This is a genomic window from Amycolatopsis speibonae (assembly GCF_042647925.1).
In the GTDB taxonomy this organism is placed as follows: domain Bacteria; phylum Actinomycetota; class Actinomycetes; order Mycobacteriales; family Pseudonocardiaceae; genus Amycolatopsis; species Amycolatopsis speibonae.
In genome coordinates this window covers 1-25669 of sequence record NZ_JBHRWK010000006.1, presented here as the reverse complement: position 1 = coordinate 25669, position 25669 = coordinate 1, and the positions used below count along the sequence as shown (strand labels likewise).

The window sequence follows — 25669 nt, the reverse complement described above, 5'->3', positions numbered from 1 at the left end:
TCAGCGGACCAAAGCGGACATCCAGCCACGCGGCATCAGGAGGTCGAGTGACGTCGAGAATCCAGTCTGCGACGCCCGGCGAACAGCAGGGCGAGCAGGCAACCGGGCAAGCGCCGTACCCCACGGCCGCGGGCTCGGTCAGCGGAGCGCAGAACGGCCGTACTGGCCGTGCGTCGCTGGACGAACTGCACGAGACGGCGCGGCGGATCGCCGCCAACGTCGAGCGGGTGCTGGTCGGAAAACCCGAAGTCATCCGCATCGCGCTCGTGACCCTCCTCGCCGAAGGCCACCTTCTCGTCGAAGACGTCCCCGGGGTCGGCAAGACCTCGCTGGCGAAGGCGCTGGCCCGCTCGATCGACTGCACCGTGAGCCGGATCCAGTTCACCCCCGACCTGCTGCCCAGCGACGTCACCGGGGTGTCCATCTACAACCGGCAGACCGGCGGGTTCGAGTTCCGGCCCGGCCCGGTGTTCGCGAACATCGTGGTCGGCGACGAGATCAACCGTGCCTCGCCGAAGACGCAGTCGGCGCTGCTCGAATGCATGGAAGAGCACCAGGTCACCGTCGACACCTCGACGTACCACCTCGAAGAGCCGTTCATGGTGATCGCCACTCAGAACCCGATCGAGATGGAGGGCACCTACGCGCTGCCCGAGGCCCAGCGGGACCGGTTCACCGCGCGGGTGTCCATCGGCTACCCCGACCAGCAGGCCGAACTGGCCATGGTCGACGAGCACGCCGGGCACAACCCGCTGGCCGACCTCGAACCCGTCTCGGACCGTGAGTCGGTGCAGCGGCTGATCGAAACGGTGCGGTCGGTGCACATGTCGCCGGAGGTCCGCCGGTACGCCGTCGAGCTGGTGTCCGCGACCCGCCAGGTGCCGGAGATCCGTCTCGGCGCCTCGCCACGCGCGACCCTGCAGCTGGTGCGCTCCGCCCGTGCGCAGGCCGCGCTTTCGGGCCGCGAGTTCGTCGTCCCGGACGACCTGCACACGGTCGCGGTCCCGGTGCTGGCACACCGCATGGTGCTCACCACCGAGGCACACGCCGCCCGCCGTTCGGCCACGGACGTGGTCCGCGCGATCCTGCACCGTGTTCCCGTTCCGCAGGGCTCCTCGGGCACGAACCACCGCTGATTGGATTCCGGCGCCATGCTGCGTGCTCTGTCCGGCCTGACCACACGCGGCCGCTGCCTCCTCGCCGCCGGCGTCGCCGCGGCGGTCTGCTCGTTCGTGCTCAACGAACGGGACCTGCTGCGGGTCGCGGTGTTCGTCATCGCCCTGCCCCTGCTGGTCGCCTACTTCATCTCGGCGACCCGGCTGAAGCTGGGCGCGGCCCGTACGCTGCGCCCGGACCGGGTCTCGGTCGGCTCGCCCGGCGAGGTCCAGCTCGAACTCTGGCGGAACGGCAGGCTCCCGGCGGGCGAGGTGCTGCTCGAAGACGGCGTGCCCTACGCGCTGGGCTCACGGCCGCGGTTCGTCGTCGAACGGCTGCCCCACGACAGGCGGGTCGCGCTGCGGTATCCGCTGCAGCCGGTGCTGCGCGGGATCCAGCAGGTCGGCCCGCTGCGGGCGACGATCACCGACCCGTTCGGGCTGTGCGAGTTCGAACGCGAGCTCATCGGGCATTCCCGGCTGGTCGTCGTGCCGAAGGCGGTCGGCCTGTGGGGCCTGCCCAGCGGCGCCGGGATCGGCGCGGGCGACGACGGCAGCATCCGCCTGCACGCCGGGCAGGGCGAGTCGGACGTGATCGTCCGGCAGTACCGCCAGGGCGACGACCTGCGGAAAGTCCATTGGCGCTCGACCGCCCGCCGCGACGAGATCATGGTCCGCGTCGAGGAACGGCCGTGGCGGGGTGGCACCACGGTGCTGCTGGACCACCGCGCGGCCGCGCATCACGGCACCGGTCCCGCCGCGAGCCTCGAATGGGCCGTTTCGTTCGCCGCTTCCGTCTCGCTGCACCTGCGCCGCTCTGGTCATCGCGTCCGGCTGATCACCGAACACGGCCGGCCCCTGGCCGACACCCCCGGCGAGGGTGGCGAGCACTACGACAACATCGTGCTCGACGTCCTCGCCGCGCTCCAGCCCGCGCACCAGCGCGACATCACCCTCGGCCACGACCCGGCCGAGGGACAGGAACTCATCGCGGTGCTCGGCACCGTCAGCAACGAATCCGTGCACGAGCTGTCCCGGTACCGCCCGCGCGGGATCCGGAGCCTCGCCGTGCTGCTCGACACCCCCGGCTGGTCCTCCGGCGTCAACCGGCCCGAAAACCGGGCCGCCGCCACCGAAGAATCGGTGGCGCTGCTGCGCGCCGCGGGCTGGGGCGTCGTCGTCGCCGGCCCCGGTTCGCCCATGCCGCAGGTCTGGGCCGAGCTCTGCCAGACCGCCACCCGCCGGGGCACGCTGATCGGAGGCGGCCTGTGACCGCGGCCGCGCCACCCCGGCCGCACACCCCGCAGCCTCACACCCCGCAGCCCCGTCCCGCGGCGCCGCCCCCGGTCTGGACGAGCAGTGTGCTCGCGCCGGTCGCCGCCGGGCTCGCCACGCTGTTCGCTTCGACCTCGCTCACCGGCGTCGTCTCCGGCTGGGCGTGGTTCGGCTACCTGCTGGTCGCCGTCGTGCTGATCGCCTCCACCGGGCTCGCCCTGCGCTCGCTGCGCGCGCCGACCATCGTCGTCGGCCTGGCACAGCTGCTGGTGCTGCTGTTCCTGATCACCGGGGCGTTCACCACCAGCGGGATCCTGAAGATCATCCCCGGCCCGGCCGCGCTCGACGAACTGCGCGGCGTACTCGCCGCGGCGGCCGAGCAGATCCGCATCGGCCTGCCGCCGGTCGAGGGAACGCCGCCGATCCTCTGCCTGATCACCATCGCGATCGGCCTGGTCGCGGTCCTGGTCGACACCCTGGCGGTGGCCGCGGCCGCGCCCGCCGCGACCGGTCTGGTGCTGCTGTGCGTGTACGCCGTCCCCGCCGCGCTGGCCGAGGACATGCTGCCGTGGTGGACGTTCCTGCTCGGCGCGGGTGCCTTCGCCGCGCTGCTCGCCGTCGACGGGAACCACCGGCATCGCCGCTGGCGCAACCGGGACGCGCCCGGACTCGGCAACTCGGCGAGCACACTGTCCGCCCCGGTCGGGGTGGTGGCCGCGGCGATCGCGATGGGCCTGGTCATCGGCACGGCCGTCACCGGCGTCGGCACGGTCGGCAGGCTCCCCGGCGCCGATGGATCCGGCCGTGGCGGAGCGGGCGGCTTCGGCGTCGAGCCGTTCACGCAGCTGCGCGGCCTGCTCGACCAGGGCGAGAACGTGGAGCTGTTCAAGGTCTACGGGATGGGCGCGGACAAGCGGCTGCTGCGCGCGTTCACCCTCGACACCTACACGCCGAACAAAGGCTGGGGCCTGGCGCAGAACGGCCGCGCCCAGCAGGGTGTGCAGGCCAACCTGCCGCTCCCGCCCGTCACGGGTGACGACGGCACCGGTCCCGGCCGCGAGATCCGGATCGAGCCGACGAACTGGGTCGACAACTGGCTGCCGATCTACGGGGTGCCCCGGACGCTCAACGGGCTGGCCGAAAACTGGCTGTACGACCCCGTCGGCGGGGCCGTGTTCACCACGACCAAGCAGAACGCGCCCGCCTACACCGAGACCGCGGCCATCAAGGAACCGTCGAAGAACGAACTCCGGAACGACGACGCCCGCCCGGGCGACGTGCCGCAGCAGTTCGTCCAGGTCGACCGCGTCGACCCCCGGGTGGCCGCGAAGGCCAAGCAGCTGACGGAGAACGAGACCAACAACTTCGACAAGGCCCAGGCGCTCTGGTCGTTCTTCACCGCGCAGAACGGCTTCGTCTACGACACGAAGACCGCCGACTCCAAGGATCCCGACGCGCTCGCCGACTTCATCCTCAACGGCAAACGCGGGTTCTGCGAGCAGTTCGCGTCCGCGATGGCCGTGATGCTGCGGGCGGTCGGCATCCCGTCGCGGGTCGCCATCGGCTTCACCTCCGGGACGCCGAAGGGCGATCACCTCTCCATCAGCTCCGAGGACGCGCACGCGTGGGTCGAGGTCTACTTCCAGACGAAGGGCTGGGTCAGCTTCGACCCGACCCCGCTGGTCGACGGCCGCGCGGTCGTCCCGCCGTACCTGCAGGGCGACACGAGCAGCTCCGCGGCCAACGACACCCAGGAAGTGCCGAGCGCGCCCGCGTCGAGCGTCCCCGCGACCGGTACGCCCCGTGACCCGGGCGCGGACCCCGGCGCGGACGGCAACGGGGACCAGCAGGACGAAGAGCCGCTGTGGCCCGCGATCCTCGCCGGGATCCTCGGCGGGCTGGCGGCCGCGCTGACCGTGGTCGCGATCGTGCGGTCGCGGTTGAGGTACCGGACGCTGATGCGCTCGGCGCCTTCGCCGGACTCACCCGCTTCGGATCACGGGTTCCTGGACAACCAGAACGTGACGAACTGGCTGCCGCTGATCGCGATCGGGCTGTGGGTGGCGGCGTTCGCGTTCCTGGCGGCGTGGGTGTCGTGGTGGTTCGCGCTCGTGCTGGTGGTCGTCCTCGGCGGGCTCGGCACGCCGACGGCGATCCGGGAGGTCAAGCGACGGCTGCGGCTGCAGAAGATCGCGTCCCACTCCCCCGCCGCGGCCGACGCGGCGTGGCGCGAGCTGCTGGACGAGTGCGCGGACCGCGGCCTGCCGCTCTCCGACGGCGACACGGTGCGAGGCGCGGGCCGGAAGGTCGTCGAGAAGCACCGTCTGGACGAAGAGGGCCGCTCCGGGCTGCGGACGGTCATCGGCGTCGTGGAGACGTCCTGGTACTCGGACAAGCCGGCGGACGACCAGGCGCTCGGCCCGGCCTTCGACGAGGTTCGCAAGAGCCTGAAGCGGAACGCGCCGATGTCGTGGAAGGGCCGGCTGTTCCCGCGATCGCTTCGGCGACGGGACAAGTAGCCGACGGGTTGCGAAGTCCGTGAAGGGGGCCTTCACGGACTTGCGTATCGCCCCACGCGCCCCATGTGCACCAGCAGTCGCAGTGGGTGCGCGTGAAGGCCCCCTTCCCTCGGCTCAGCCGAGGGAAGGGGGCCTTCACGCCTTGCCGAGGTACGTGAAGGACCCCTTCATTGCGCCTAGCGCAATGAAGGGGTCCTTCACGTACTCAGGCGACCGGGGCGGCGGTGGCGAGTGGGTCGGGTTGGTCGTGAGTGGCGAGTGGGTCGGGTTGGTCGTGAGTGGCAAGTGTCGTTCTAACCCCACTTGCCACTCACGACCACCTGGACCCGAGCCGGTGGTGCCGTGTGACCGAGTGGACGACACGCGTGACGGCAGGCCCCTTGCCGCGAGTCGTCCGTCTGGACACACGTGTCGCCCGTCGGATCACGCGTGTCGCCCCTAGCCACACGAAACCGCCCGGCAGTAGGTACCTAAGACGCTTGGCCCTATCGCGAATCGCCACTCACGACCGCCGGCCTCGTGTGTGGTCGTCCGACGCGCATGACAACGCGAACATGCCGACGGGGCCAGGCCCCGTCGGCATGTTCGCGTGTGTGAGAGCTACTGCTCCTCGAAGCGCTGGCGGAAGCGCTCTTCCATGCGCTGGGTGAAGGAGCTCCGGCGCGGCGACGACTTGCCGCCGCCACCTCCGCTTGCTCCTTGGCCACCGCTGTCCTTACCGCCTTCCGGTTCGGCTCCGTGCCGAATCGACGTGACGGCCATCATGACTCCGAAGAACATCACGAGGAACCCGAGCACGCTGATCACTGGGATCTCGGCCACCCGGATGTTGACCACCACGCCGAGCACCAACAGTGCGACGCCCACTACGAACAGGGCGATGCCCTGCAAACGCCGTCGGCGGGCGGGGCGGCGCAACCGGGTGCCTCGCACCGTGGATGCGAACTTGGGGTCCTCGGCATAGAGCTCGCGCTCGATCTGATCGAGCAGCCGCTGCTCATGCTCGGAGAGTGGCATCTTTCCTCCTCCGGCACAGCTGTCGCGGGCGCCGGGCCGCGCAACGTCATGGACCCAACAGACAACCCCAGGCGGGGTGTCTCTGTCCAGGATACGAGCCCCGCGCTCGTCCGACTACCCGATCCCGTATCCAGAAGGGATCGAATTGGCCGAAACCACCCGACTCGGCTCTCTCGAAGACGGCCGAACAGGCAATGTCACTGGTCACGGGGGGTCAACAGTGACGCCGGCCGCACCGCGGCGGCGCCGAACTTCGACCTCGCGACGTCGGCGGCAACTTCCGCATCCCGCCAACGGGGTTCGGGTGAGTCGAAAAGTAGCTGCTCTCCACTACTCTCCGTGTCCAATCCTTCGACTCTTACGCCGATCAGGCGGACTGCGCCCGACGGCGCGTGCTCGGTGAGGAGTTCGACGGCGGTGCGGTGGATGTCCCGGGCCACATCCACTCCGACGGCGGTCGTCCTGGCGCGGGTGATCGTCTTGAAATCCGCGAACCGGACCTTGATCGACACCGTCCGCCCGCGCAGCCCTCGGCGGCGCAGGGTGGCGGCGACACGTTCCGACAGCCGGAGCAGCTCCAGCCCGAGCACGGAGCGGTCGTGGAGGTCGACGTCGAAGGTCACTTCGGCGCCGATCGACTTGTCCGGCGTCTCCGGGATCACCTCGCGCTCGTCATGCCCGTTCGCGAGCGCCCACAGGTGCTCCCCCAGCGCCCGGCCCAGCGAGCGCCGCAGCCGGACGAGCGGCGCGGCCGCGACGTCGGCGATGGTGTCGAGGCCCTGCTGCCGCAAATGCTCCTCGGTGCGCTTGCCGACGCCCCACAGCGCCGACACCGGCAAGGGCCGCAGGAACGCGAGCGTCTCGGCCGCCGGGACGACGACCATGCCGTCCGGTTTCGCCATCCCGGACGCCAGCTTGGCGACGAACTTGACCTTCGCGACGCCGACCGAGCAGGTGATGCCGAAGTCGGCGGCCACCCGCTCCCGGATCCAGGCGCCGAGCCGCGCGGGCGAGGAATCGAGCCGCTTGAGCGCCCCGCTGACGTCCAGGAAGGCCTCGTCCAGGCTCAGCGGCTCCACCAGCGGCGTCAGCTCGCGGAAGATCGCCATGACACCCTGGGACACCTCGCCGTAGAGGCCGGGTGTCGGGGTGATGCAGATCAGCCGCGGGCAGAGCCGTTTGGCGGTCGAGAACGGCATGGCCGACCGCACGCCGAACTCACGCGCCGCGTAGCTCGCGGCCGCCACGACCGACCTCGGGCCGCCGCCCGAGACGACCACCGGCTTGCCCTCCAACTCCGGGCGCGTGCGCAGCTCACAGGACACGAAGAAGGCGTCCATGTCGACGTGCAGCAGGCCGCACCCGGTGTCGTCGGGCCAGGTGGTGGCCCCGGTGGTCACCCGGTAGCGGGCCATCCCACCGGGCAGCTCGGTGTTCATTTGTCGCGCGCTGCCGGAAACGTTCTGCCAGGGCGCAGGTGGTCGATATGAGCTGCGGTGGTCATGAAGGCGCCCTGCCAAAACGTTTCCGGGGGCCTACGGCCCGAAAGAGGGCGCGCGACGGTGAAGTCGCCGTCGGGCGCCGGGGCGCCCTCCGGCGACCCTTGGAGGCACGTTAGCCGGGGCCACCGACAATTCCGTCGCGGTGCGCGCGAGCCCGGGCCCCCGAAGTGTCCTGAACGACCCTTTCATGACATCGGGCGAGGCTTCACGAGGATCAAGGGCGGCGGGCCACCACGTGCAGCCGGCTGGAGATGTCCCGCAGCGGCGAAACGGACGCGGCCGCCAGCTCGAACTCCACCAGGTCCTCTTCCCGCACCCCGCCGGGCACGAAGTCCGCCACGACGCCGTCGCCCTGCAGCGAGGTCACCTCGAGGCCCACTTCGGTCAGCTGCGCGCGGAGGGCTTCGGCGTCGAAACGCCGCAGCACGGTCTCCCTGCCGCCGCCGAGCACGCCGCTCTCGGCCGCGAGCAGTTCCCTCGCCTCGCCGAGCCGTCCGGCCAGCGCGCGCTGCAGGATCGCGGCGTGGCGGTTCGCCACCAGCACCGAGACCGCGCCGCCGGGTTTGACCGCGGCGGCCAGCGCGGCGAGCACGAGCGCAGGGTCGTCGACGACCTCCAGCAGCCCGTGCGCGAGCACGAGGTCCGCCGACCCGGCAGCGACGTGGGCTCCGAGCGCGTCGGAGTCGTCGGCGATCACCTTGATGCTGCCGGAGACGCCCTCTTCCTCGGCGCGGCGGCGCAGGGTCGCCAGCGCGTTGGGGTTCGGCTCGACCACGGTCACCAGGCAACCCGCCGAGGCCAGCGGTACCGCCCAGCCCCCGCTGCCGCCGCCGACGTCGACGACGTGCGGCTGTTGTGCGCCTCGCGCCCGTGCGGCCCGGAGTTCTGCTTCGAGAACCCGGCGAACCGCCCCCGATCCCCGCGTGGCCACGGTGTCCGTCTTCATAAACGCACAGGGTAATGCCCGCCTTCCGGGCGCCGCCGGGTGTAGTCCGATGCGGTGTTCGACACCTTGCCAAGGAGCCGTCCCGCCGACTGCCCGTAGGCTGTATCGAGTGCACACGGTCGCTGTTCTCAGCCTGAAGGGTGGCGTCGGTAAAACGACGGTAGCCCTCGGTGTCGCGTCCGCCGCGCTGCGTAGGGGCGCCCGGACTCTCGTGGCCGACCTCGACCCGCAAGGCAACGCCACCACCTCGCTGGACCCGCCCCTCACCGACCGCACCCTGGCCGACGTCCTGGAGACGCCGGTGCGCTCGGTGCTGGAACGCGCGATCGCGCCCAGCGTGTGGAGCGACCAGATCGACGTCCTCGTCGGCGCCGAAGAGCTGGAGATGCTCAACGAGCCCGACGCCGACATCCGCCGCTTGGAGAACCTGTCCCGCGCGCTCGACGAACTGCACACGAACCCGCTGCGCGAGGAACCGTACGAACTGGTGATCCTCGACTGCCCGCCGTCACTCGGCAGGCTGACCCGCTCCGCGCTGGTGGCCGCGGACAGCGCCCTGATCGTCACCGAGCCGACGATGTACGCCGTCTCCGGCGCCCGCCGCGCCCTCGACGCGATCGAGAAGATCCGCGAGGAGCAGAACCCGGGGCTGCGGCCGATCGGCGTCGTGGTCAACAAGCTCCGCGTGCGCTCCTACGAGCACCAGTTCCGTGTGGCGGAGCTGCGGGAGAACTTCGGCCCGCTGGTGATGCCGACGGCCATCCCGGACAGGCTCGCGGTGCAGCAGGCGCAGGGCGCGTGCAGCCCGATCCACGAGTGGCACTCCCCCGGCGCGCAGGAGATCGCGCTCACCTTCAACATGGTGCTGGCGAAGGTCCTCCGCTCGAGCCGGGCCGGGCGGCATCGCGTCCGCGGCGACGAAGGACCCGAGACCACCGAAGAGTCCGCCAAGCTGAGCGACACCGGCACGGGTTAGCGCCGATGCCCGAAGGCGACACCGTCTTCCTCGCCGGCAAGGTCCTCGACAAGGCGCTGGCCGGAAAGACCCTGCTGCGAGGCGAGTTCAGGGTCCCGCAGCTGGCGACGACGGATCTCGCGGGCCGCGACGTGCTCGGCGTCGGCACGGTCGGCAAACATCTTCTGACCCGGTTCTCCGGCGACCTCACCCTGCACAGTCACCTGCGCATGGACGGCAAGTGGGACGTCTACCGGGCGGGCGCGCGGTGGCGCAGTCCGGCGCATCAGGCGCGGGTCGTCCTCGCCACCGAGGACCTGCAGGCGATCGGTTTCCGCGTGCACGACCTCGAACTCGTGCCCACGGACGAAGAAGACCGTTTGGTCGGCCACCTCGGCCCGGATCTGCTCGATCCACAGTGGACGGACGAGCTCGCGGAGCGCGCGGCGACCGCTTTGGCCGCGGATCCGGGTCGCGAACTGGGTGACGCCCTGCTGGATCAGCGGATCATGGCGGGCGTCGGGAACATGTACAAGGTCGAGATGTGCTTCCTGCTCGGGGTCACGCCGTGGACGCCGGTGTCCGAAGTGGACACGGCCAGGGTTGTCGCGCTCGGCCGCAAACTGCTGAAGGCCAACGCCTGGCGCACCTCGCAGACCACCACGGGAGATCTGCGCCGCGGCCGTGAACACTGGGTGTACGAGCGGACCAAACAGGGCTGTTTCCGCTGCGGCGGGCGGCTCAGAGTCGCCTCCCAGGGCCCCGGGCACCAGGCGAGGCCGACCTGGTTCTGCCCGAAATGCCAGTCAGGGCCCGCTCCCGGCCGCTAAACTGGGCCGCGTGACGCTGTTCAAGCTCCCGCTCTACGGGGCCGACACCGAACGCGGCGACCTCGCTCCCTGAGCCGCCCGCTCCCTCCGCACGTCACCCTTCACTTCTTTCCCAGGGAGCTTTGTCATGCCCGGAATCCTTACGGGCGAGGCGCTGCGCGCGTTCGTGCACGCCCTGCCCAAGGTCGAAACTCCACGTCCACCTCGTCGGTTCGGCGAGCCTGCCCCACGGTGCTGGAACTGGCCCGCCGCCGCCCGGCCGCGGGGGTACCGACCGAGCCCGCGGCCCTCGCGGACTTCTTCACCTTCCGCGACATCCACACCCTCGTCACCGGGCTCGCCACCGGCCGGGCGGACCACGGGGTGGCACTGGCCTGGTGCTTCGACATTCCCGGCGAGAAAGGGATCGTCGCCGGACGCGAGACGGTCGTGTTCGCGCTCCGCGAACGCCCCGAGGGCCTGGTCTCCTCGGGCTCGGCGGTTGCTCAAACGGGACCGGACGACCCCGGCCACACGGTCTCCCCAAGGGCGCCCTCCACGCGATCGCGGCACACGTCGCGATCCAGCGCCCTGACGACCCGCCGATGTTCGGCGCCACCCTGGACGGCGAGCACCTGGCGGTCGCCGAACCCCTGCGCCTGACCGCGGCCGAAATCGCCCGATTCGCGACGAACACGGTGGAAGCGTCTTTTCTGCCCTCGGCGGACAAGAACGTCCTGCTGACGGAGATCGAAGAAATCTTGTTGCAGGACCCCGAACTCCTCGCCTAGCGTGGCGGTACACGAGAGAGGAGGTGGTCCAAAGTTGTATTCCAACAGGACTCGTGAGGTGACTGTCCGCTAGCGGACGGCACGCGTAGGACTTCCGAGCAGCGATACAACGCAAGTTGGAGCCACCTTCGGCTCGTCGTCTCTGCTTCGCGTGATGCCTGATAGTGAATACCAGGCAGTCACCGGGCCCCCGAGGTTCCCGAGCACCGGTCCGGCTCGGGCCCGGCCGCCGATTCCGGCGTCCGGGAGCCACCTCGGGGGTACCCTCATTTCCGGGTTATGGCCCCTTTTGCGAGCTCGGCGGGTACCACCCGCCGCCCCGGACGACCGTCCGCCGCCGTTCCCGCTCCGGGAACCCCGCCGACTGGATAACCTGACGCCATGTTGAGTCCCGACTTCCCGATCACCACCCAGCGCCTGACCCTCCGCGCCTTCACTTCGGCGGATCTCGACGAACTCAACTCCTTCCAGTCCCGCGCCGACGTCGCCCGTTACCTCTACTGGGGGCCGCGCAGCCGGGCCGAATCCGCCGCGGCGCTCGCCAAACGGGTGCACAGCAGCAGCCTGTCGAAGGAAGGCCAGCTCCTCGCGGTCGCCGTCGAACTGACCGAGACCGGGCAGCTGATCGGCGACCTGAACCTCGAATACCTCAGCAGTGAGCACCGTCAGGGCGAGGTCGGTTTCGTCTTCCACCCCGATCACCACGGCAAGGGGTTCGCCGCGGAGGCCGCCACCGAGCTGCTGCGGCTCGGCTTCGAAGAGCTGGGACTGCACCGGATCATCGGCCGCTGTGACGGACGCAACACCGCGTCGGCGACGCTGATGGAGCGCCTGGGTATGCGCAAGGAAGCGCACCTGCGTGAGAACGAGGTCGTCAAGGGCGAGTGGACCGACGAACTCGTCTTCGCGATGCTCGAAGACGAGTGGAAGGCGAGCCGCTAGAGCTCACCAGGCATGATGGGCGCGTGTTCTTCGACAAGATCGTCCGCCCCGCTCTCTACCGGGTCTCCGGCAGCGACCCCGAAACCGTGCACGAACGCACCATCGGCACGCTCGCCAGGCTGAGCCGGGTCTCCCCCGTGCTCGGCGCGCTCGGCCGCGTCTACCGGACGGACGATCCGGTCACCTTCCTCGGGCTCCGCTTCCCGAACCGGGTCGGCCTCGCCGCCGGCATGGACAAGAACGGCCGCGCGCTGCACGCCTGGCCCGCGCTCGGCTTCGGTTTCGTCGAGGTCGGCACGGTCACCCGGTATCCGCAGCCGGGCAACGACAAACCGCGGCTGTTCACCCTCGCCGAGACCGACGCGGTGATCAACCGGATGGGCTTCAACAACGAAGGCGCGGAAGCGCTCGCCGCCCGCCTCGCCGCGAGCGGGAAGCCGCCGGTGCCGCTCGGCGTCAGCATCGGCAAGTCCAAGGTGACCCCGCTCGACGAGGCCGTCGAGGACTACCGGTTCTCGCTGCGGGCGCTGTACCCGTACGCCGACTACTTCGCGATCAACGTCAGTTCGCCGAACACGCCGGGACTGCGGGCGTTGCAGGACAAGTCTGCGCTGGCCGAACTGCTCGGCGAGCTCCGGAAGACCTCGGCCGAACTCGCCGGGGACGCGAAGCCGACGCCGGTGCTGGTGAAGGTCGCCCCCGACCTGACCGACGAAGCGCTCGCGGAACTGCTTCAGGTCTGCCTCGATCACGGTGTCGCCGGGCTGATCGCGACCAACACGACGCTGTCACGCGAAGGGATCGCGCCGCCCGAGGCCGCCGTCGGCGAGCAGGCGGGCGGGCTTTCCGGCCGGCCGCTCACGGCACGCTCGGTCGAAGTGGTGCGGTTCGTGCACGACGAAACCGGCGGCGAGCTGCCGATCATCGGCGTCGGCGGTGTCTTCGACGCCGGCGCCGCCGCCCGGATGCTCGACGCCGGCGCCGGTCTCGTCCAGCTCTACACCGGTTTCGCCCTGCACGGTCCCGGTCTGGTCAAGCGGGTCGCCCGAGGTCTCGCGGCCCGGCCGTACTGACGAACCTCAGGTAGGCCCGCCAGCACTGGTACCGCGTCAGCTCGGTCGCCGTCGCCGTGGCCGCCTGGTCGCAAAGGACGGCCAGCGGTGTCTCCCCGTTCTCCAGCCGGATCCGGCCGAGGACGAACGGAGCGGGCAAGGTCGCCGCGAAGGCACCGAGAGCGGCGGGTGAGAGCCGCCAGCGTTCGCCCGACAGCATCGTGCGCTCGCCCGCGGCGCTCACCGGCACCACGCCCGGCTGGGGTGGATCGGTCGGCAGCAACAGCATCCGATAGCCCTCGGCGGTCTGGACCAGCCCGGAGAACCGTGCCCCCGCGGTGACCAGACCCTCGTTCAACGGCTGCCCGCGCAGATGCGCGCCGAACACCACGAGATCCGCCCCCGGTGCGGGGTAAGGGAAATCGGCCTGTTCGTCGGTGAGCACGGCGGCGAGGTCGATGGCGACCTGGTCGTCGAACGGCCGGACCACCACCGACACCCCGTACGGCCCGAGATCCGACGGCGACGACGGCACCGTGACCGCGGCGAGGTCGAGCAGGTTGACGAACGCCGTGAACCGCTCCAGCCGTCTCGTGACACTGTCGGGATCGGACAGTGCCTCGGAGACCTCGGGATGGTCCGCGACGGTCGGGAGGACCAGGGCGTCGTACTCGGACAGCGTCCGGAGCGCGAGCATCCCGGCCTCGGCGACACGCTGCCTGTCCGCGGTGAAGCCGTCGTCGTGGATCAGTTCACCCACCGACAACAGTGCCGAGACCTCCACCGTTTCCACGACGGCCCCGGACGCCCTCAGCGCCGAAACCGCGCCGAGGAAGACGGACCGGGACTGCAGCGAAAGAGCGGTGAGTGTTTCGGAGCCCGGGATCGCCACTCTCGGCCGATCCCCCGCCGAAAGCCGGATGTCGGGAGGCCAGTCACGTGCGAGTGGGTCGGCCCCGTCGGGACCGGTCATCAGCCCGAGCGCGCGCTGCCCCAGCGTGAGACTGCGCGCGAACAAGGCGACACCGCCGCACGGCGCGACCCCGGTCTTGGGCACGAGACCCAGGGTCGGCTTCAAGCCGACGATCCCGTTGAGCGACGCGGGCACCCGGCCCGCTCCCGCCGTGTCGGTGGCCACCGCCAGATCGGCCAGGCCGAGCGCGACGGCGACGGCCGCCCCGCTGCTCGCGCTCCCGGACACGCGGGCGGTGTTCAGCGCGGCGCTCACGACGCCGTACGGGCTGTGAGTGTGTTCGAGATCGGCGCCGAATCTGTCGCAGTTGGTCTTGCCGATCACCACCGCCCCGGCCTCGGCCAGCCGGGACACGGCGGGCGCACCGGCACAGCGGGGCTCGCCCCCCGCCGTGGGAAGACCGGCGACGTCGATGACGTCGGCGACCGCCACCAGGATTCCGGCGAGCGGCAGGTCCACGCCCGCGCGGACCCGTTCGTCGACCGCCTTCGCCTCCACGAGGGCGTCTTCCACGGGACGGAGGGTGATCCAGATGTCGGGCCGGTCGACCTCGGCGATCCGGTCGTAGGCCGCGATGACGCGTTGGTAGGAGCTGGGAAGCGGTGCGGGGATCGGCTCTGGTTCCGGGGGAAGCGTCGTCACTGGGCGTCCTTTCCTCGGTGGGGGGACGAGAAAGACCACTGCGCGAGATCCACTGTGTCCGGTCCGCCACCCTGGGACGCCCGCTCACGCGGGCTGGGTTCAGGCCCGAGCTGGGAAAAGCACTGCGTGCATGAGAGAAACGTTAGGCATCGCGGGTTGCCGTAACCAGCGGTTTCGGGTTACGCGAGCGTTTCGGTATCGCACAGTGAGAGAGTCGTTACTCAATGGAGTATTAGCGACCACGAATGGGACGATTGTCCAGGAAAGCGCCTGCTCAGGACAGTCCACTTGCGGACTCTACGCCTGGATCGGTCCTGGTGATGATGGTCGCAAGTCCGAGCCACGGTGACGGTGACGCGTCAGTCCAGGTGGTCGTGAGTGGCGCTTGGGGTTCGGACCGACGGTGTCTTCGGTACCTATCGGATTCCGGCCAAGGTCGATCGCCGGTCCAGTCCGTGAAGGCCTCCTTACCTACCCTGAAGGTAGGGAAGGAGGCCTTCACCACCTCCAAGACCGCCAAATCCGCCCCACACGCACCAGCAGCCACAGCGGCCGCGCGTGAAGGACCCCTTCACGGACTTCAGCGACCAAGGTGCCGGACTGTGCTGGGGCGCGTTGGTCGTGAGTGGCGATTCGGGTTATCGGCGGCTAAGGCAAACGTGTCATGTCGTTGAGCTGTGCGCCCAATGTGGCGGCTTTCCGGGGTCAGTGGACATACCTCAGGGGGCCGGACCGTGGCGGGCCTAGGGCCTCGTGAGTGGCAAGGACGGTTAGAACCCGAATCGCCACTCACGGCCACCTGGACCCACGCGGCACGGACGCCCTGCAGCTCAGGAGAGCTCGCGGAGTGCCATCGCGAGCCCGGCGAGCTTGTCGGTCGCGTCGGAGAGCGATTCCTTGGACGACGTCATGCCGTCCGAGCTGGCGGCGACGGTGTGCCCGGCGGCCGCGACGAGACCGCCGTAGCCGTCGAGTCCGTCGTCGAGCTGCTCGCGCAGTTGCTTGATGGCGGCGTCGAGGGCGCCGCGTTCCCGCTCGGGCGCCGCGTCACGTCCGCGTTCGATGGCCTGGATGCGGCCCGCCAGCCCGCGCAGGGCCTGTGTCGCCTCGCCGGCGGTGGTCCGGGCGTCCGCGACGGCGATCTCCGACACCGGCATGGTGCCGAGCGACGTCGGCTGCGAAAGCTGTCGGAGCAGCTCCGCCAGCGAAGCCTCGCTCTCGGCGAGGCGCTCCATCGGCTCCCGCGCGACGGACCGCGCCGGGGGAAGCGGCGCCGGAGCGGCGGGCGCGGCGGGCAGCACGGTGCGCTTGAGCGACCGCAGCCGCAGTCCCGATTTGACCCCGAAGGTGCCGAAGACGACGGTGAACGCGCCGCCCGCGATGGCCTGGAGGACGTCGGCCTGGCCCGACTTCAGCAGGCCGGCGCCCGCGACGAAGGCGAACAGTCCACAAAGGATGGTGAGGAGGATCCAGAACGTCAGCGCACGGGACGTGCGGCGCTTCTGTCTCTCCAGTTTGGCGGCGGGCTCGTTCCAGCGGGCCCATTTGGCCTTCGCCTCGGCGACCACCGGGATCTGCCCCGTCGCCATCGACGACAGCTGCTGCGAGATCTTCGGCATGGGCGGCATCTGGGGCATCTGGGGGCGCGGCCGAGAGGGCCGAGCGGGTCGCGGAGAAGAACCCTGCTCGGAAGGCGGGATGTAGCGCTGCAGCTTCTCCTGCGCGCGCTGGGCGTAGTCGGGAAGCTTTTCGATGTGCTTCTCAAGCTTGGCGGTGAACTCCCCGAAGTCCTTGCGCCTGCCCTGACCCATTGCCCTCGCCCCTGTCGTCAGATGAGCCCGGCCCCGCACCCGCGAGGGTGCGGGACCGGCTCTAGGTGGTGTTTCAGGCGGGGTTCTTGCCCTGTTCGGCCTGAACCCGTGCCTGGATCTCACGCTGGATGTCCGCACCGCCCGACGCCTTCGGCGCGGCGGCGGCGGTCTTGCCGTCGGTCACCTGAGCGACGGAGTCGCCCTTCATGGACGCGCGGATCTGCTCCAGCCGCGAGTGTCCCGCGAGCTGCGTCGTGGAGGCCTGGACCTCCATCATCCGGCCCTGGACGGAGTTCTGTGCGAGTTCGGCCGAGCCGAGCGCCGTGGTGTAGCGCTTCTCGATCTTGTCGCGAACGTCTTCCAGCGACGGGGTGTTGCCCGGTGCGGCCAGCTGGCTCATCTGGTTCAGCGAAGCGGAGACCTGCTCCTGCATCTTCGCCTGCTCCAGCTGCGAGAGCAGCTTGGTGCGCTCGGCCAGCTTCTGCTGCAGCATGGTCGCGTTGCGCTCGACGGCCTTCTTCGCCTGCGCCGCAGCCTGAAGCGACTGGTCGTGCAGGGTCTTCAGGTCCTCGATGCTCTGCTCGGCGGTGACGAGCTGCGCGGCGAAGCTTTCCGCCGCGTTCTCGAACTCGGTCGCCTTCTGCTCGTCGCCCTTGGCGCGCGCCTCGTCGGCGAGCACCAGCGCCTGGCGGGTCGAAGCCTGCAGCTTCTCCACGTCGCCGAGCTGGCGGTTCAGCTTCATTTCCAGCTGACGCTGGTTACCGATCACCGAGGCGGCCTGCTGGGTCAGCGCCTGGTGATTGCGCTGTGCCTCCTCGATGGCCTGCTGGATCTGTACCTTCGGGTCAGCGTGCTCGTCGATCTTCGACGAGAACGCCGCCATCATGTACTTCCAGAACTTCACGAACGGGTTGGCCATCTCCTCCGCCTGCCTTCTCGCATCCCACGGGCTGTTACCTCGAGGTGGGGCGTCCCCTCTGTGATGTTGCAACGTCCCGACCCCGGCGTTGAGTTCCATCGTGTCAGGTCGGCGTCCCGCGTTCCAGGCGACCCCGACGGAATTCAGGGATCCCCCTGACTGTGATGTCCACGACTTTCGGGTTCACCGGCCGGTGACCCTGGGTGAAAACGGCCGGAGTCAGCGACGCAGAGCGGTCTCCTCTTCCATGCGTGACAACTTCTCGGGGTTGCGCACGGCGTAGAGCCCGGTGATGAGTCCGTCCTCGACGCGCAAGGCGACCACCGTGTCGAGGACGCCATCGAGCCGGAGGATCAGCGCCGGATGGCCGTTGACGTGCGCCGTCCGCATCGTCGCCGTGTCGTCCCGTGCCGGACGGCTCGCGGCCAGCAGCGGCGCGACCCGCGCGGCCCCCATCACAGGCTCCAGCACGGCCTGCACCACGCCACCCCCGTCGCCGAGGAAGACGACGTCGGGCGACAGGACGTCGAGCAGTCCTTGCAGGTCACCCGTCCGGACCGCCCGGTGGAACGCTTCGAGCACGTCCCGGGTCTCGCCCGGCGACGCGGCACCCCGTGGCCGCCGCGCGGCGACGTGCGCCCGGGCCCGGTGCGCGATCTGGTGGACCGCGGCCGGGGTCTTGCCGACGGCTTCGGCGATCTCGGTGTAGGCCACGTCGAACACCTCGCGCAGCACGAACACCGCGCGCTCGGTCGGGGTGAGGGTCTCCAGGACCAGCAGCATCGCCATCGAGACACTGTCGGCCAGCTCGACGTCGTCGGCCACGTCGGGCGTGGTGAGCAGCGGTTCGGGCAGCCAAGGGCCGACGTAGGACTCTTTGCGGCGCCCGAGCGTGCGCAGCCTGCCGAGCGCCTGCCGGGTCGTGATGCGCACCAGGTAGGCCCGCGGGTTCTCCACGACGCCGAGGTCGACGCCCGACCAGCGCAGCCAGGTCTCCTGGAGGACGTCCTCCGCGTCGGCGGCCGAGCCGAGCATCTCGTAGGCGACGGTGAAGAGCAGGTTCCGGTGGGCGACGAACGCCTCCGTGGCGGTGTCGGACATGGACTGCTCCTGTTCCTGGGGACGGTGTCCCCCACCAGACACCGGACCTCGCCGGTTTCTGACACTTCGCGAGCGTGGCGCACGTCACGTCCTCGTGCTGTCAGCACTTCGGGCCCACCGGCATCTGGTGGTCGTCCGGTTCAGCACACGACCACGAATGAGGGCGAGACCATGGATTCCCGTTTCGATCTGAACAGCAACGAACTCGGCGCCAAGCTCGGCAAGCGCTTCGCAGGAGTCAGTGTCGGCATCAAAGGCTCGACACTGCCGAAGGCCACCCAGGAACTGGTGTCGCTGCGGGCCAGCCAGCTCAACGGCTGCGGCTACTGCGTCGACGCGCACGCCAAGGACCTGGCGGCCGCCGGCGAACCCGCCGTGCGCGTCAACCTGGTGGCCGCCTGGCGCGAGTCCACCGTGTTCACCGAGGCCGAGCAGGCAGCGCTGGCCTTCGCGGAGGAGGGCACCCGCCTCGCCGACGCGCACCAGGGCGTCTCCGACGACACCTGGTCCCAGGTGCGGAAGCACTACGACGACGACCAGGTCGCGGCGCTGATCTACCTGGTCGCGATGATCAACGCCGCCAACCGCCTGCTGGTGATCACCCACACCAAGGGCGGCTCCTACCAGGCGGGCACGTTCGACGCCGCCGCGAACTGATCCGGCGAAACGCCGAGAGGCCCCAGGCGGAGCGCCTGGGGCCTCTCGGCGTTCACGACTCGCTAAGCGGCGACCATCTTCGGTGCGGAGATCGTCGTCCGCAGCGCGGGGCTCATCCGCGGCGGCGGCGAGATCCGCAGGTCGGCCAGGTCGTTGCCGATCAGCTCGGACACCAGACGGCCACCTTCGAGGCCCGCTTCGGCACTCTCCCGCTCCGGAGCGCGCCGCTTGCCCGCCTCGACCTTCTCGTTCACCGGGGCGACCTCGACGTTGTCCATCGCCGAGACGTCCGCCGCGACCTTGTGCAGGAGTTCGCCCAGCGGAAGCTCCAGGGCATCGCAAATGGACGCCAGCAGCTCGCTGGACGCCTCCTTCTGCCCGCGCTCGACCTCGGACAGGTAGCCGAGGCTCACCCTGGCGGCGCGGGAGATGTCCCGCAGCGTTCGACGCTGGTTCGTGCGGGCGTGTCGGAGCCGGTCGCCGATCGCCTCGCGCAACAGCACGGTCATCACGCGCCTCCCTTCCAGGACTGACTACCCCCTACGTTACCCAGAGCGGTGCCCCGGGCGCAGGTGTTGACACGGCAATACGCCAAGGGCGAACGCGGCGATCATGCGAGATGTTCCCCCAGCAGGGCGAACGCGCCACCGACGGCGCCCGCCCTGACCGAGGCTCTATCGCCGCTCAAGCCCAGCGTACGGACGGTGAGCACGGCCGGCCCGGCGAGCCCGACGTGGACGGTGCCGGGTGCGACGCCGTCCTGCCCGGCCGGACCGGCGACCCCGGTCAGGCCGAGGCCCCAGGTGGCGCCGCAGCGGTCCCTGGCGCCGGCGGCCAACTGCGCCGCGACCTCGGGATGCACCGCGCCATGGGTGGCGAGGAGGTCCGCGTCGACCCCGGCGAGCGACGCCTTGAGGTCGGTGGCGTAGACGATCAGGCCGCCCCGGACGACGGCACTCGATCCGGGGACCTCGGTCAACGTCGCGCAGACCAGCCCGGCGGTCAGCGACTCCGCGGTCGCCACCGTCTCCCCTCGCTCGATCAGGTGAGTGATCAAGGTCTCAGCTTTCATGCGCCCGCAGCGCGCCTTCCCGCGGACCGCAACCGCACCGCGCGCACGACGTAATCGAGCCCGGTCACGACGGTCAGCACGAGCGCGAGGCCCATCAGGATCCAGCGCACCGGCTCGGCGGAGGCGGGCAGAGGCAGCAGGTAAGCGGTGATGGCCGCGATCTGCGCGAGCGTTTTGGCCTTGCCGCCCCGGCTGGCCGGGATGACGCCGTGCCGGATCACCCAGAACCGCAGCAGCGTCACGCCGATCTCGCGGATCGCGATGACGATGGTGACCCACCAGCCCAGTTCGCCGAGCACGCTCAGCCCGATCAGCGCGGCGCCGATCAGGGCCTTGTCCGCGATCGGGTCGGCGATCTTGCCGAAGTCGGTGATCAGCCCGTACTTGCGCGCCACCCAGCCGTCGACCTGGTCGGTGAACGACGCGATCGCGAACAGCGCGGTGGCGATCGCGCGCCAGAAGGTGTCCGTCCCGTCCCCGGTGAACAACGCCATCACGAACAGCGGCACCAGCACCAGCCGCGACATCGTGAGCAGGTTCGCCAGGTTCAGGGTCGGGACCGGGGTGGCCTCGGGCACCCGGGCGTGCTCGCCGCCCGTCCCCTCACCGGCCCCGGCGTCGCTCGGGGCGGCATTCACCGGTCGGCCTCGGGCGGCGCGGGCCGCACGATCAGGTCGACGCCCTCGGAGTCGACGACCTCGCAGCGCACGAAGTCACCCACCGCCAGCGAGGGCAGGTCGTCCGTTTCGATCAGGACGCATTCGCCGTCGACCTCGGGGGCCTGGTGCGCGGCGCGGCCGATCGGGTCCTCGCCGTCCTCGGCCTGCTCGATCAGGACGTCGACGAAGTCGCCGATGCGGTCCTCGGCCCGCTGCGACGTCAGCTCCTCGACCAGTGCGGAGATCCGCGCGACCCGCTCGTTCACCACGGACTCGTCGAGTTTGCCCTCGAAGGTCTCGGCCTCGGTGCCGTCCTCGTCCGAGTAGCCGAAGACGCCCACCGCGTCCAGCCTCGCGCCGTTCAGGAAGCGCTCCAGCTCGGCGACGTCCTCCTCGGTCTCGCCGGGGAACCCGACGATGACGTTGGTGCGGATGCCGGCGTCGGGCGAGTACTCGCGGATCTGGTCGCACAGCGCGAGGAACGAGTCCGTGGACCCGAACCGGCGCATCCGGCGCAGCACGGTCTCGCTGGAGTGCTGGAACGACAGGTCGAAGTAGTCGGCGACACCCGGCGTGGTCGCGATGGCCTTGACCAGGCCGGGGCGGGTCTCGGCGGGCTGCAGGTAGGAGACGCGGACGCGTTCGATCCCGGGCACCGCGGCCAGGCGCGGGACCAGCAGTTCGAGCGCGCGGGCGCCGTCACGGCCGAAGTCCTTGCCGTAGGAGGTGGAGTTCTCCGAGACGAGGAAGACCTCCTTGACGCCGTTCTCCGCGAGCCACATCGCCTCGGCGACGATCTCGTCCGGCTGCCGGGACACGAAGGAACCCCGGAACGACGGGATCGCGCAGAACGAGCAGCGGCGGTCGCAGCCGGAAGCGATCTTCAGCGCGGCCACCGGGGAGGTGTCGAGCCTGGTCCGCAGCACCCGCGGGCCCCAGCCGTGCTGCGCGTGCCCCGGCACCTCGACCGACTCGGCGGCGGTCGGGCGCTGGACCGGGCTGATCGGCAGCAGCTTGCGGCGGTCGGAGGGGGTGTGGGACTCGACCTTGCGGCCCGCCACGACGTCGTCGAGGCGGTCGGCGAGGTCGGCGTAGTGGTCGAAGCCCAGGACCGCGTGGGCCTCGGGCAGGTTCTCGGCCAGCTCGTTGCCGTAGCGCTCGGCCATGCAGCCGACGGCGACGACCTTCTTGCCGGTGTCGGCCGCCGCGAGCAGGGTGTCGACCGAGTCCTTCTTGGCGGACTCGACGAAGCCGCAGGTGTTGACGACCACGACGTCGGAGTCCTCGGGCTCGGCGGCGAGCTCCCAGCCGCCCGCCGCCAGCCGTCCGGCGAGTTCCTCGGAATCGACCTCGTTGCGGGCGCAACCGAGGGTCAACAAGGAAACGCGACGGGTGGCGACAGGATCAGTGGTGGGAGAAGGCACGTGCCTTAGGGTAGCTGGCCTGTTCTCGGGGTCGGCGATCGCTCGCTCGGGCGAGCCCTCGACCGGCCGCGGCCCCCGGGATGGCTTAATGGTGGACGTGCCGTCAGACCCTCTCCTTCACCGCCGCCCCACCGTCCGCCGGGCGCGGATCGCGGACGTCCGCAAGATCAAGGCGCTGGTCGACTCCGACGCGGGGACGGTGCTGCTGGAGAAGGAACTCGTCACCCTCTACGAGAGCGTCCAGGAGTTCTGGGTCGTCGAAGACGGTGGCGACGTGCTCGGCTGCGGCGCGCTCCACGTGTTGTGGGAGGACATCGCCGAGCTGCGCACCATCGCGGTCGACAAGGGCGCGCGAGGCCGCGGGATCGGGTACGCGCTGGTCGCCCAGCTCATCGGCTTCGCCCGCGAGATCGGACTGAAGCGGCTGTTCGTGCTGACCTTCGAGACCCGTTTCTTCGCCGGTCACGGGTTCGTCGAGATCGACGGGACCCCGGTGTCGCAGGAGGTCTACGAGGAGATGCGGCGCTCGGCCGATCCGGGGGTCGCGGAGTTCCTCGACCTGCCGTACGTGAAGCCCAACACCCTGGGCAACAGCCGGATGCTGCTGGAGCTTTAGGCCTTCTTCGCGTGGCGCGCGACCCGGACCCGGTTGCCGCACAGCGACGGCGTGCACCAGACCCGCCTGCTGTTGGCCGCCACGAACAGCATCGAGCAGTCGTGCGCGCCGCATCGCCTGAGCCGTTCGGCGCGCGGCCCCGAGACAAGGTCGATCGCGGCCGCCGCGACCGCGGCGAGGGCGATCTCACCGCCGTCCTCGCCATGCCAGATCGTCTCGGCTCCGCGCGCGGTGAGCCGCGGGCTGACCGGGACGGCGGCCGCGGCCGCGTTGACCCGCTCGACCGCCCACGCCTCGGGCTCCCGGGAAGCCACCAGCGCTTCCAGCACCTCACGCACCGCGGACCGCAGCCGCCTCGTCCGCTCGGGCGACGGCGGCCGGGCGCCTTCGGGCAGCCGGGACGCCTGCGCCGACCAGAACCTGTCGTGACCGTCGTCGAGCAGGTCGATCGACGGCGAGACGGCCAGCAGGACGGTGTCGGCGAGGTTCACCGCGAGATCGTCACCGGGAAGCGAGTCGAGATCGAGCATGACTTGACACTATCAGGTACTAATGGTTAAAAACAGTTCAAACCATTAGGGAGTGTTCATGGCGATCATCCGGCACCGTTCGGTCCAGCTCGGCGACGTCGAGGTCTTCTACCGCGAGGCCGGCGATCCCGACGCGCCCGTCCTGCTCCTGCTGCACGGCTTCCCGACGTCGTCGCACCAGTTCACGCGGCTGATGCGGCGACTCGCCGGGAGATGGCGGCTCATCGCGCCGGACCTGCCGGGCTTCGGCGAGACCGTGACCCCCGAGGGGTTCACGTTCACCTTCGACCGGCTCGCCGAGGTGCTCGGTGACTTCGTCGAGGCGCTGGAGCTGCGCCGATACGCGCTCTACGTCTTCGATTTCGGTGCCCCGGCGGGCCTGCGGCTGGCCGTCTCGCGGCCGTCCGAGGTCACGGCGCTGATCACCCAGAACGGCAACGCCTACGTCGAAGGCCTCGGCCCGGCGATGCCGGACTTCGCTTCCCTGACCGACGAGGCCGAGGCACGGCGCGGGTTCGCGGAGATCCTCGGGCCGGACCAGATCAAGTGGCAGTACACCGAAGGCGCCCGCGATCCGGAGACCATCGATCCGTCGAACTACCTGCTGGACCGATACTTCCTCGACCGTCCCGGCCGGACGGAGGCGATGCAGGACCTCCTGTGGGACTACCGGAACAACCCGCCGGTGTACCCGAAGTTCCAGGCGTGGCTCCGGGAGACGCAGCCGCCGGTGCTCGCCGTCTGGGGCCGCAACGACCGGTTCTTCGTCCCGGCGGGAGCCGAAGCCTTCCGGAATGATGTCCCCTCGGCGGAGGTTCACTTCTTCGACACCGGGCATTTCGCCCTGGAGGAGGACGTCGAACCGATCAGCGAGCTGATCGACCGCTTCCTGGCGGCGCGGCACTGAAAGGCGGGACATGGACACCTCGGTCACCGACCACCTGCTCAGCACGACACGGTCGGTCCGGCGCAAACTCGACCTGGACCGGCCTGTCGAGCCGGAGGTGCTCGGCGAGTGCCTGCGGCTCGCGCTGCAGGCGCCGACGCCGGGCAACGCGCAGTCGTGGCGCTGGCTCGTCGTCCGTGACCAAGGCGTGAAGGACCGGCTGGCCGAGCTGTTCCGCCGGGTCGGGAAGGCGTACCTGGAAACGAACGCGGCCGCGCTGGGTGAGGCGATCAACCAGCCCGCCGTGGCGCGTGCTTTCGCTTCGGGACAGCACCTGATCGACGTGATCGACCGGGTGCCGGTGTACGTCATCCCGTGCCTGACCGGCAGGCCGAGCGGCGACAACGCGACAGATGCCGCGTTCTACGGCGGGATCTTCCCGGCGGTGTGGAACTTCCAGCTGGCGCTGCGGTCGCGGGGCCTCGGTTCGACGCTCACGACGTATCACCTGACCCACGAGGCGGAAGCGGCCGAGATCCTCGGCATCCCGGCGGACGTCACACAGGTCGGGCTGCTGCCTGTCGCCTACACGACGGTGCCGGACTTCAAACCCGCCTCGCGCGTGCCGCTGCCGGAAGTCGCGTATCTCGACGGCTGGGGCAACGCGCTTTAGGCCTTGGACACCCGCAGGGTGACCTGGTCGCCCCCCGAACTCACGGCGACCAGGTCCACCCGGCAGGCGGCGAACTCGACGGACTGCCTGCCACCACGTGCGGTGGAGGCGACTTCCGCCGACGTCCGCTCACCGCGTCCCGGTTCGGCCAAGGTCAGCTCGACCACGGCCTCCCCTTCCCAGACGCAGACCATGCCTTCCGCGCAGCGGGAATCGGATACCAGGCGGGCGAAGCGGATACTGACGTCCTTCGACGCGACCTCGGTCGTGTCACCGGCCTTGAGGACGACGGTCTCCCCCAGTTCGACGGTGCTCTGGGGCGTTTCTTGAGGCTTGGGGACCGGCTGCTGCGCCGGCGCGGGCTGGACCGAAGTGGGCAGGGTCGCCGTGGGTTCTTCGCGCGCGGCGGAGCTGCCCGCTCCGCAGGCGAGGCCGACCAGAGCGCAGAGGACGACGAGCAGCTTCTTGGGGTCCACGGAGTCTGGACGTAACGGAGGCTCCGGTCCGTTGCATCGGTTCTTCAGTTGCCCTCGTGAGAGGGTGACGACGGTTCTCTTGGCCCAGGCAAACGCGGCGTGCTTGCGGGACGGGTCAGCGACCGGCCAGATGGCCCGAGAGGCTTGAGGGGGTGTGTGGAAATAGGGACACTCAACTTGGATCCACCGGTGTTGATGTGGTGTTTGGGGTGTGTCTGGGTACGCAAATGCCCTCTGGCTTGGGATGATTGTTCTTGCGACGGAACAA

At 70.1% G+C, this 25669-nt stretch carries 26 protein-coding genes; 13 read left to right on the top strand and 13 right to left on the bottom strand.

Annotated features, from left to right (window positions below):
* The first annotated feature begins 47 nt into the window (after positions 1–47).
* The 3 genes from ACFOSH_RS03250 to ACFOSH_RS03240 are packed head-to-tail and all read left to right on the top strand — an operon-like array spanning position 48 to position 4948.
* Complete coding sequence (locus tag ACFOSH_RS03250) at positions 48–1136, top strand: AAA family ATPase (RefSeq protein WP_378237109.1); 1089 nt, start codon at positions 48–50, stop codon at positions 1134–1136.
* 15 nt (positions 1137–1151) lie between these two features.
* A complete protein-coding gene (locus tag ACFOSH_RS03245; RefSeq protein ID WP_378237108.1) occupies positions 1152–2426 on the top strand; it encodes a DUF58 domain-containing protein in 1275 nt (424 codons plus the stop codon).
* Entirely contained in the window at positions 2423–4948 is a 2526-nt protein-coding gene (locus ACFOSH_RS03240; RefSeq protein ID WP_378237107.1) for a transglutaminase family protein, read from the top strand. Before ACFOSH_RS03245 ends, ACFOSH_RS03240 begins: the two co-directional genes overlap by 4 nt.
* A gap of 600 nt (positions 4949–5548) precedes the next feature.
* Here ACFOSH_RS03240 and ACFOSH_RS03235 read toward each other — a convergent pair.
* From ACFOSH_RS03235 to ACFOSH_RS03225, 3 genes are all read right to left on the bottom strand, one after another.
* A complete protein-coding gene (locus tag ACFOSH_RS03235; RefSeq protein WP_378237106.1) occupies positions 5549–5965 on the bottom strand; it encodes a DUF3040 domain-containing protein in 417 nt (138 codons plus the stop codon).
* A gap of 197 nt (positions 5966–6162) precedes the next feature.
* A complete protein-coding gene (gene dinB / locus ACFOSH_RS03230; RefSeq protein ID WP_378237138.1) occupies positions 6163–7380 on the bottom strand; it encodes a DNA polymerase IV in 1218 nt (405 codons plus the stop codon).
* Between the two features lie 301 nt (positions 7381–7681).
* Positions 7682–8413, bottom strand: coding sequence for a methyltransferase domain-containing protein (locus ACFOSH_RS03225; protein WP_378237105.1), 732 nt, complete (start codon positions 8411–8413; stop codon positions 7682–7684).
* Between the two features lie 109 nt (positions 8414–8522).
* On the opposite strand from ACFOSH_RS03225, the gene ACFOSH_RS03220 reads away from it, so the two are divergent.
* The 6 genes from ACFOSH_RS03220 (at position 8523) to ACFOSH_RS03195 (ending at position 12983) form a co-directional block, all read left to right on the top strand.
* Positions 8523–9389 carry a ParA family protein gene (locus tag ACFOSH_RS03220; protein WP_378237104.1) on the top strand — a complete coding sequence of 289 codons (867 nt, stop codon included), beginning with the start codon at positions 8523–8525 and terminating at the stop codon, positions 9387–9389.
* Between the two features lie 5 nt (positions 9390–9394).
* Positions 9395–10198 carry a DNA-formamidopyrimidine glycosylase family protein gene (locus ACFOSH_RS03215; RefSeq protein WP_378237103.1) on the top strand — a complete coding sequence of 268 codons (804 nt, stop codon included), beginning with the start codon at positions 9395–9397 and terminating at the stop codon, positions 10196–10198.
* Between the two features lie 231 nt (positions 10199–10429).
* Complete coding sequence (locus tag ACFOSH_RS03210; protein ID WP_378237101.1) at positions 10430–10840, top strand: hypothetical protein; 411 nt, start codon at positions 10430–10432, stop codon at positions 10838–10840.
* On the top strand, positions 10783–10968 hold the full coding sequence (locus ACFOSH_RS03205) for a hypothetical protein (RefSeq protein WP_378237100.1): 186 nt from the start codon (positions 10783–10785) through the stop codon (positions 10966–10968). The genes ACFOSH_RS03210 and ACFOSH_RS03205 overlap by 58 nt, the downstream gene beginning before the upstream one ends.
* A 381-nt stretch (positions 10969–11349) precedes the next feature.
* Positions 11350–11910: a GNAT family N-acetyltransferase gene (locus tag ACFOSH_RS03200; protein ID WP_378237099.1), complete on the top strand. Its 561-nt coding sequence runs from the start codon at positions 11350–11352 to the stop codon at positions 11908–11910.
* A 23-nt stretch (positions 11911–11933) separates the two neighbouring features.
* Entirely contained in the window at positions 11934–12983 is a 1050-nt protein-coding gene (locus ACFOSH_RS03195; protein ID WP_378237098.1) for a quinone-dependent dihydroorotate dehydrogenase, read from the top strand.
* Here ACFOSH_RS03195 and ACFOSH_RS03190 read toward each other — a convergent pair.
* From ACFOSH_RS03190 to ACFOSH_RS03175, 4 genes are all read right to left on the bottom strand, one after another.
* Complete coding sequence (locus tag ACFOSH_RS03190; RefSeq protein ID WP_378237097.1) at positions 12943–14577, bottom strand: amidase family protein; 1635 nt, start codon at positions 14575–14577, stop codon at positions 12943–12945. The genes ACFOSH_RS03195 and ACFOSH_RS03190 overlap by 41 nt on opposite strands.
* 830 nt (positions 14578–15407) lie before the next feature.
* On the bottom strand, positions 15408–16388 hold the full coding sequence (pspM, locus tag ACFOSH_RS03185) for a phage shock envelope stress response protein PspM (protein ID WP_378237096.1): 981 nt from the start codon (positions 16386–16388) through the stop codon (positions 15408–15410).
* Between the two features lie 73 nt (positions 16389–16461).
* Entirely contained in the window at positions 16462–17307 is an 846-nt protein-coding gene (locus ACFOSH_RS03180) for a PspA/IM30 family protein (RefSeq protein ID WP_378237095.1), read from the bottom strand.
* A gap of 219 nt (positions 17308–17526) precedes the next feature.
* On the bottom strand, positions 17527–18408 hold the full coding sequence (locus ACFOSH_RS03175) for an RNA polymerase sigma-70 factor (RefSeq protein ID WP_378237094.1): 882 nt from the start codon (positions 18406–18408) through the stop codon (positions 17527–17529).
* Between the two features lie 171 nt (positions 18409–18579).
* Between ACFOSH_RS03175 and ACFOSH_RS03170 the strand changes: the two genes are divergently transcribed.
* On the top strand, positions 18580–19065 hold the full coding sequence (locus ACFOSH_RS03170; protein WP_378237093.1) for a carboxymuconolactone decarboxylase family protein: 486 nt from the start codon (positions 18580–18582) through the stop codon (positions 19063–19065).
* A 62-nt stretch (positions 19066–19127) separates the two neighbouring features.
* Here ACFOSH_RS03170 and ACFOSH_RS03165 read toward each other — a convergent pair whose 3' ends face one another.
* The 4 genes from ACFOSH_RS03165 to rimO all read right to left on the bottom strand — a co-directional run bounded on the left by ACFOSH_RS03165 (position 19128) and on the right by rimO (position 22220).
* The gene (locus ACFOSH_RS03165; protein WP_378237092.1) at positions 19128–19574 is read right to left on the bottom strand and encodes a helix-turn-helix domain-containing protein; all 447 of its coding nucleotides are present in this window, start codon (positions 19572–19574) and stop codon (positions 19128–19130) included.
* Between the two features lie 101 nt (positions 19575–19675).
* Entirely contained in the window at positions 19676–20137 is a 462-nt protein-coding gene (locus tag ACFOSH_RS03160; RefSeq protein ID WP_378237091.1) for a CinA family protein, read from the bottom strand.
* The gene (pgsA, locus tag ACFOSH_RS03155; protein ID WP_378237089.1) at positions 20134–20775 is read right to left on the bottom strand and encodes a CDP-diacylglycerol--glycerol-3-phosphate 3-phosphatidyltransferase; all 642 of its coding nucleotides are present in this window, start codon (positions 20773–20775) and stop codon (positions 20134–20136) included. The genes ACFOSH_RS03160 and pgsA overlap by 4 nt, the downstream gene beginning before the upstream one ends.
* Complete coding sequence (rimO, locus tag ACFOSH_RS03150) at positions 20772–22220, bottom strand: 30S ribosomal protein S12 methylthiotransferase RimO (RefSeq protein ID WP_378237088.1); 1449 nt, start codon at positions 22218–22220, stop codon at positions 20772–20774. The genes pgsA and rimO overlap by 4 nt, the downstream gene beginning before the upstream one ends.
* Positions 22221–22308: 88 nt before the next feature.
* Between rimO and ACFOSH_RS03145 the strand changes: the two genes are divergently transcribed.
* Positions 22309–22836: an amino-acid N-acetyltransferase gene (locus tag ACFOSH_RS03145; protein ID WP_378237087.1), complete on the top strand. Its 528-nt coding sequence runs from the start codon at positions 22309–22311 to the stop codon at positions 22834–22836.
* Here the strand turns inward: ACFOSH_RS03145 and ACFOSH_RS03140 are convergent.
* Positions 22833–23366: an ABATE domain-containing protein gene (locus ACFOSH_RS03140; RefSeq protein WP_378237086.1), complete on the bottom strand. Its 534-nt coding sequence runs from the start codon at positions 23364–23366 to the stop codon at positions 22833–22835. The genes ACFOSH_RS03145 and ACFOSH_RS03140 overlap by 4 nt on opposite strands.
* 58 nt (positions 23367–23424) lie before the next feature.
* Between ACFOSH_RS03140 and ACFOSH_RS03135 the strand changes: the two genes are divergently transcribed.
* Together ACFOSH_RS03135 and ACFOSH_RS03130 are read left to right on the top strand one after the other, a co-directional pair.
* The gene (locus tag ACFOSH_RS03135; protein WP_378237085.1) at positions 23425–24273 is read left to right on the top strand and encodes an alpha/beta fold hydrolase; all 849 of its coding nucleotides are present in this window, start codon (positions 23425–23427) and stop codon (positions 24271–24273) included.
* A gap of 10 nt (positions 24274–24283) precedes the next feature.
* The gene (locus tag ACFOSH_RS03130; RefSeq protein WP_378237084.1) at positions 24284–24925 is read left to right on the top strand and encodes a nitroreductase family protein; all 642 of its coding nucleotides are present in this window, start codon (positions 24284–24286) and stop codon (positions 24923–24925) included.
* Here ACFOSH_RS03130 and ACFOSH_RS03125 read toward each other — a convergent pair.
* Positions 24922–25401 carry a hypothetical protein gene (locus ACFOSH_RS03125; RefSeq protein ID WP_378237082.1) on the bottom strand — a complete coding sequence of 160 codons (480 nt, stop codon included), beginning with the start codon at positions 25399–25401 and terminating at the stop codon, positions 24922–24924. The genes ACFOSH_RS03130 and ACFOSH_RS03125 overlap by 4 nt on opposite strands.
* Positions 25402–25669 lie beyond the last annotated feature (268 nt).

Coding starts and splice junctions, on each gene's coding strand:
- ACFOSH_RS03235 (WP_378237106.1), bottom strand. CDS start 5,965: ATGCCACTCTCCGAGCATGAGCAGCGGCTGCTCGATCAGATCGAGCGC.
- ACFOSH_RS03205 (WP_378237100.1), top strand. CDS start 10,783: ATGTTCGGCGCCACCCTGGACGGCGAGCACCTGGCGGTCGCCGAACCC.
- ACFOSH_RS03145 (WP_378237087.1), top strand. CDS start 22,309: ATGGTGGACGTGCCGTCAGACCCTCTCCTTCACCGCCGCCCCACCGTC.
- ACFOSH_RS03135 (WP_378237085.1), top strand. CDS start 23,425: ATGGCGATCATCCGGCACCGTTCGGTCCAGCTCGGCGACGTCGAGGTC.
- ACFOSH_RS03160 (WP_378237091.1), bottom strand. CDS start 20,137: ATGAAAGCTGAGACCTTGATCACTCACCTGATCGAGCGAGGGGAGACG.
- dinB (WP_378237138.1), bottom strand. CDS start 7,380: ATGGCCCGCTACCGGGTGACCACCGGGGCCACCACCTGGCCCGACGAC.
- ACFOSH_RS03170 (WP_378237093.1), top strand. CDS start 18,580: ATGGATTCCCGTTTCGATCTGAACAGCAACGAACTCGGCGCCAAGCTC.
- pspM (WP_378237096.1), bottom strand. CDS start 16,388: ATGGGTCAGGGCAGGCGCAAGGACTTCGGGGAGTTCACCGCCAAGCTT.
- ACFOSH_RS03140 (WP_378237086.1), bottom strand. CDS start 23,366: ATGCTCGATCTCGACTCGCTTCCCGGTGACGATCTCGCGGTGAACCTC.
- ACFOSH_RS03130 (WP_378237084.1), top strand. CDS start 24,284: ATGGACACCTCGGTCACCGACCACCTGCTCAGCACGACACGGTCGGTC.
- ACFOSH_RS03245 (WP_378237108.1), top strand. CDS start 1,152: ATGCTGCGTGCTCTGTCCGGCCTGACCACACGCGGCCGCTGCCTCCTC.
- ACFOSH_RS03165 (WP_378237092.1), bottom strand. CDS start 19,574: ATGACCGTGCTGTTGCGCGAGGCGATCGGCGACCGGCTCCGACACGCC.
- ACFOSH_RS03225 (WP_378237105.1), bottom strand. CDS start 8,413: ATGAAGACGGACACCGTGGCCACGCGGGGATCGGGGGCGGTTCGCCGG.
- ACFOSH_RS03175 (WP_378237094.1), bottom strand. CDS start 18,408: ATGTCCGACACCGCCACGGAGGCGTTCGTCGCCCACCGGAACCTGCTC.
- ACFOSH_RS03180 (WP_378237095.1), bottom strand. CDS start 17,307: ATGGCCAACCCGTTCGTGAAGTTCTGGAAGTACATGATGGCGGCGTTC.
- ACFOSH_RS03215 (WP_378237103.1), top strand. CDS start 9,395: ATGCCCGAAGGCGACACCGTCTTCCTCGCCGGCAAGGTCCTCGACAAG.
- ACFOSH_RS03200 (WP_378237099.1), top strand. CDS start 11,350: ATGTTGAGTCCCGACTTCCCGATCACCACCCAGCGCCTGACCCTCCGC.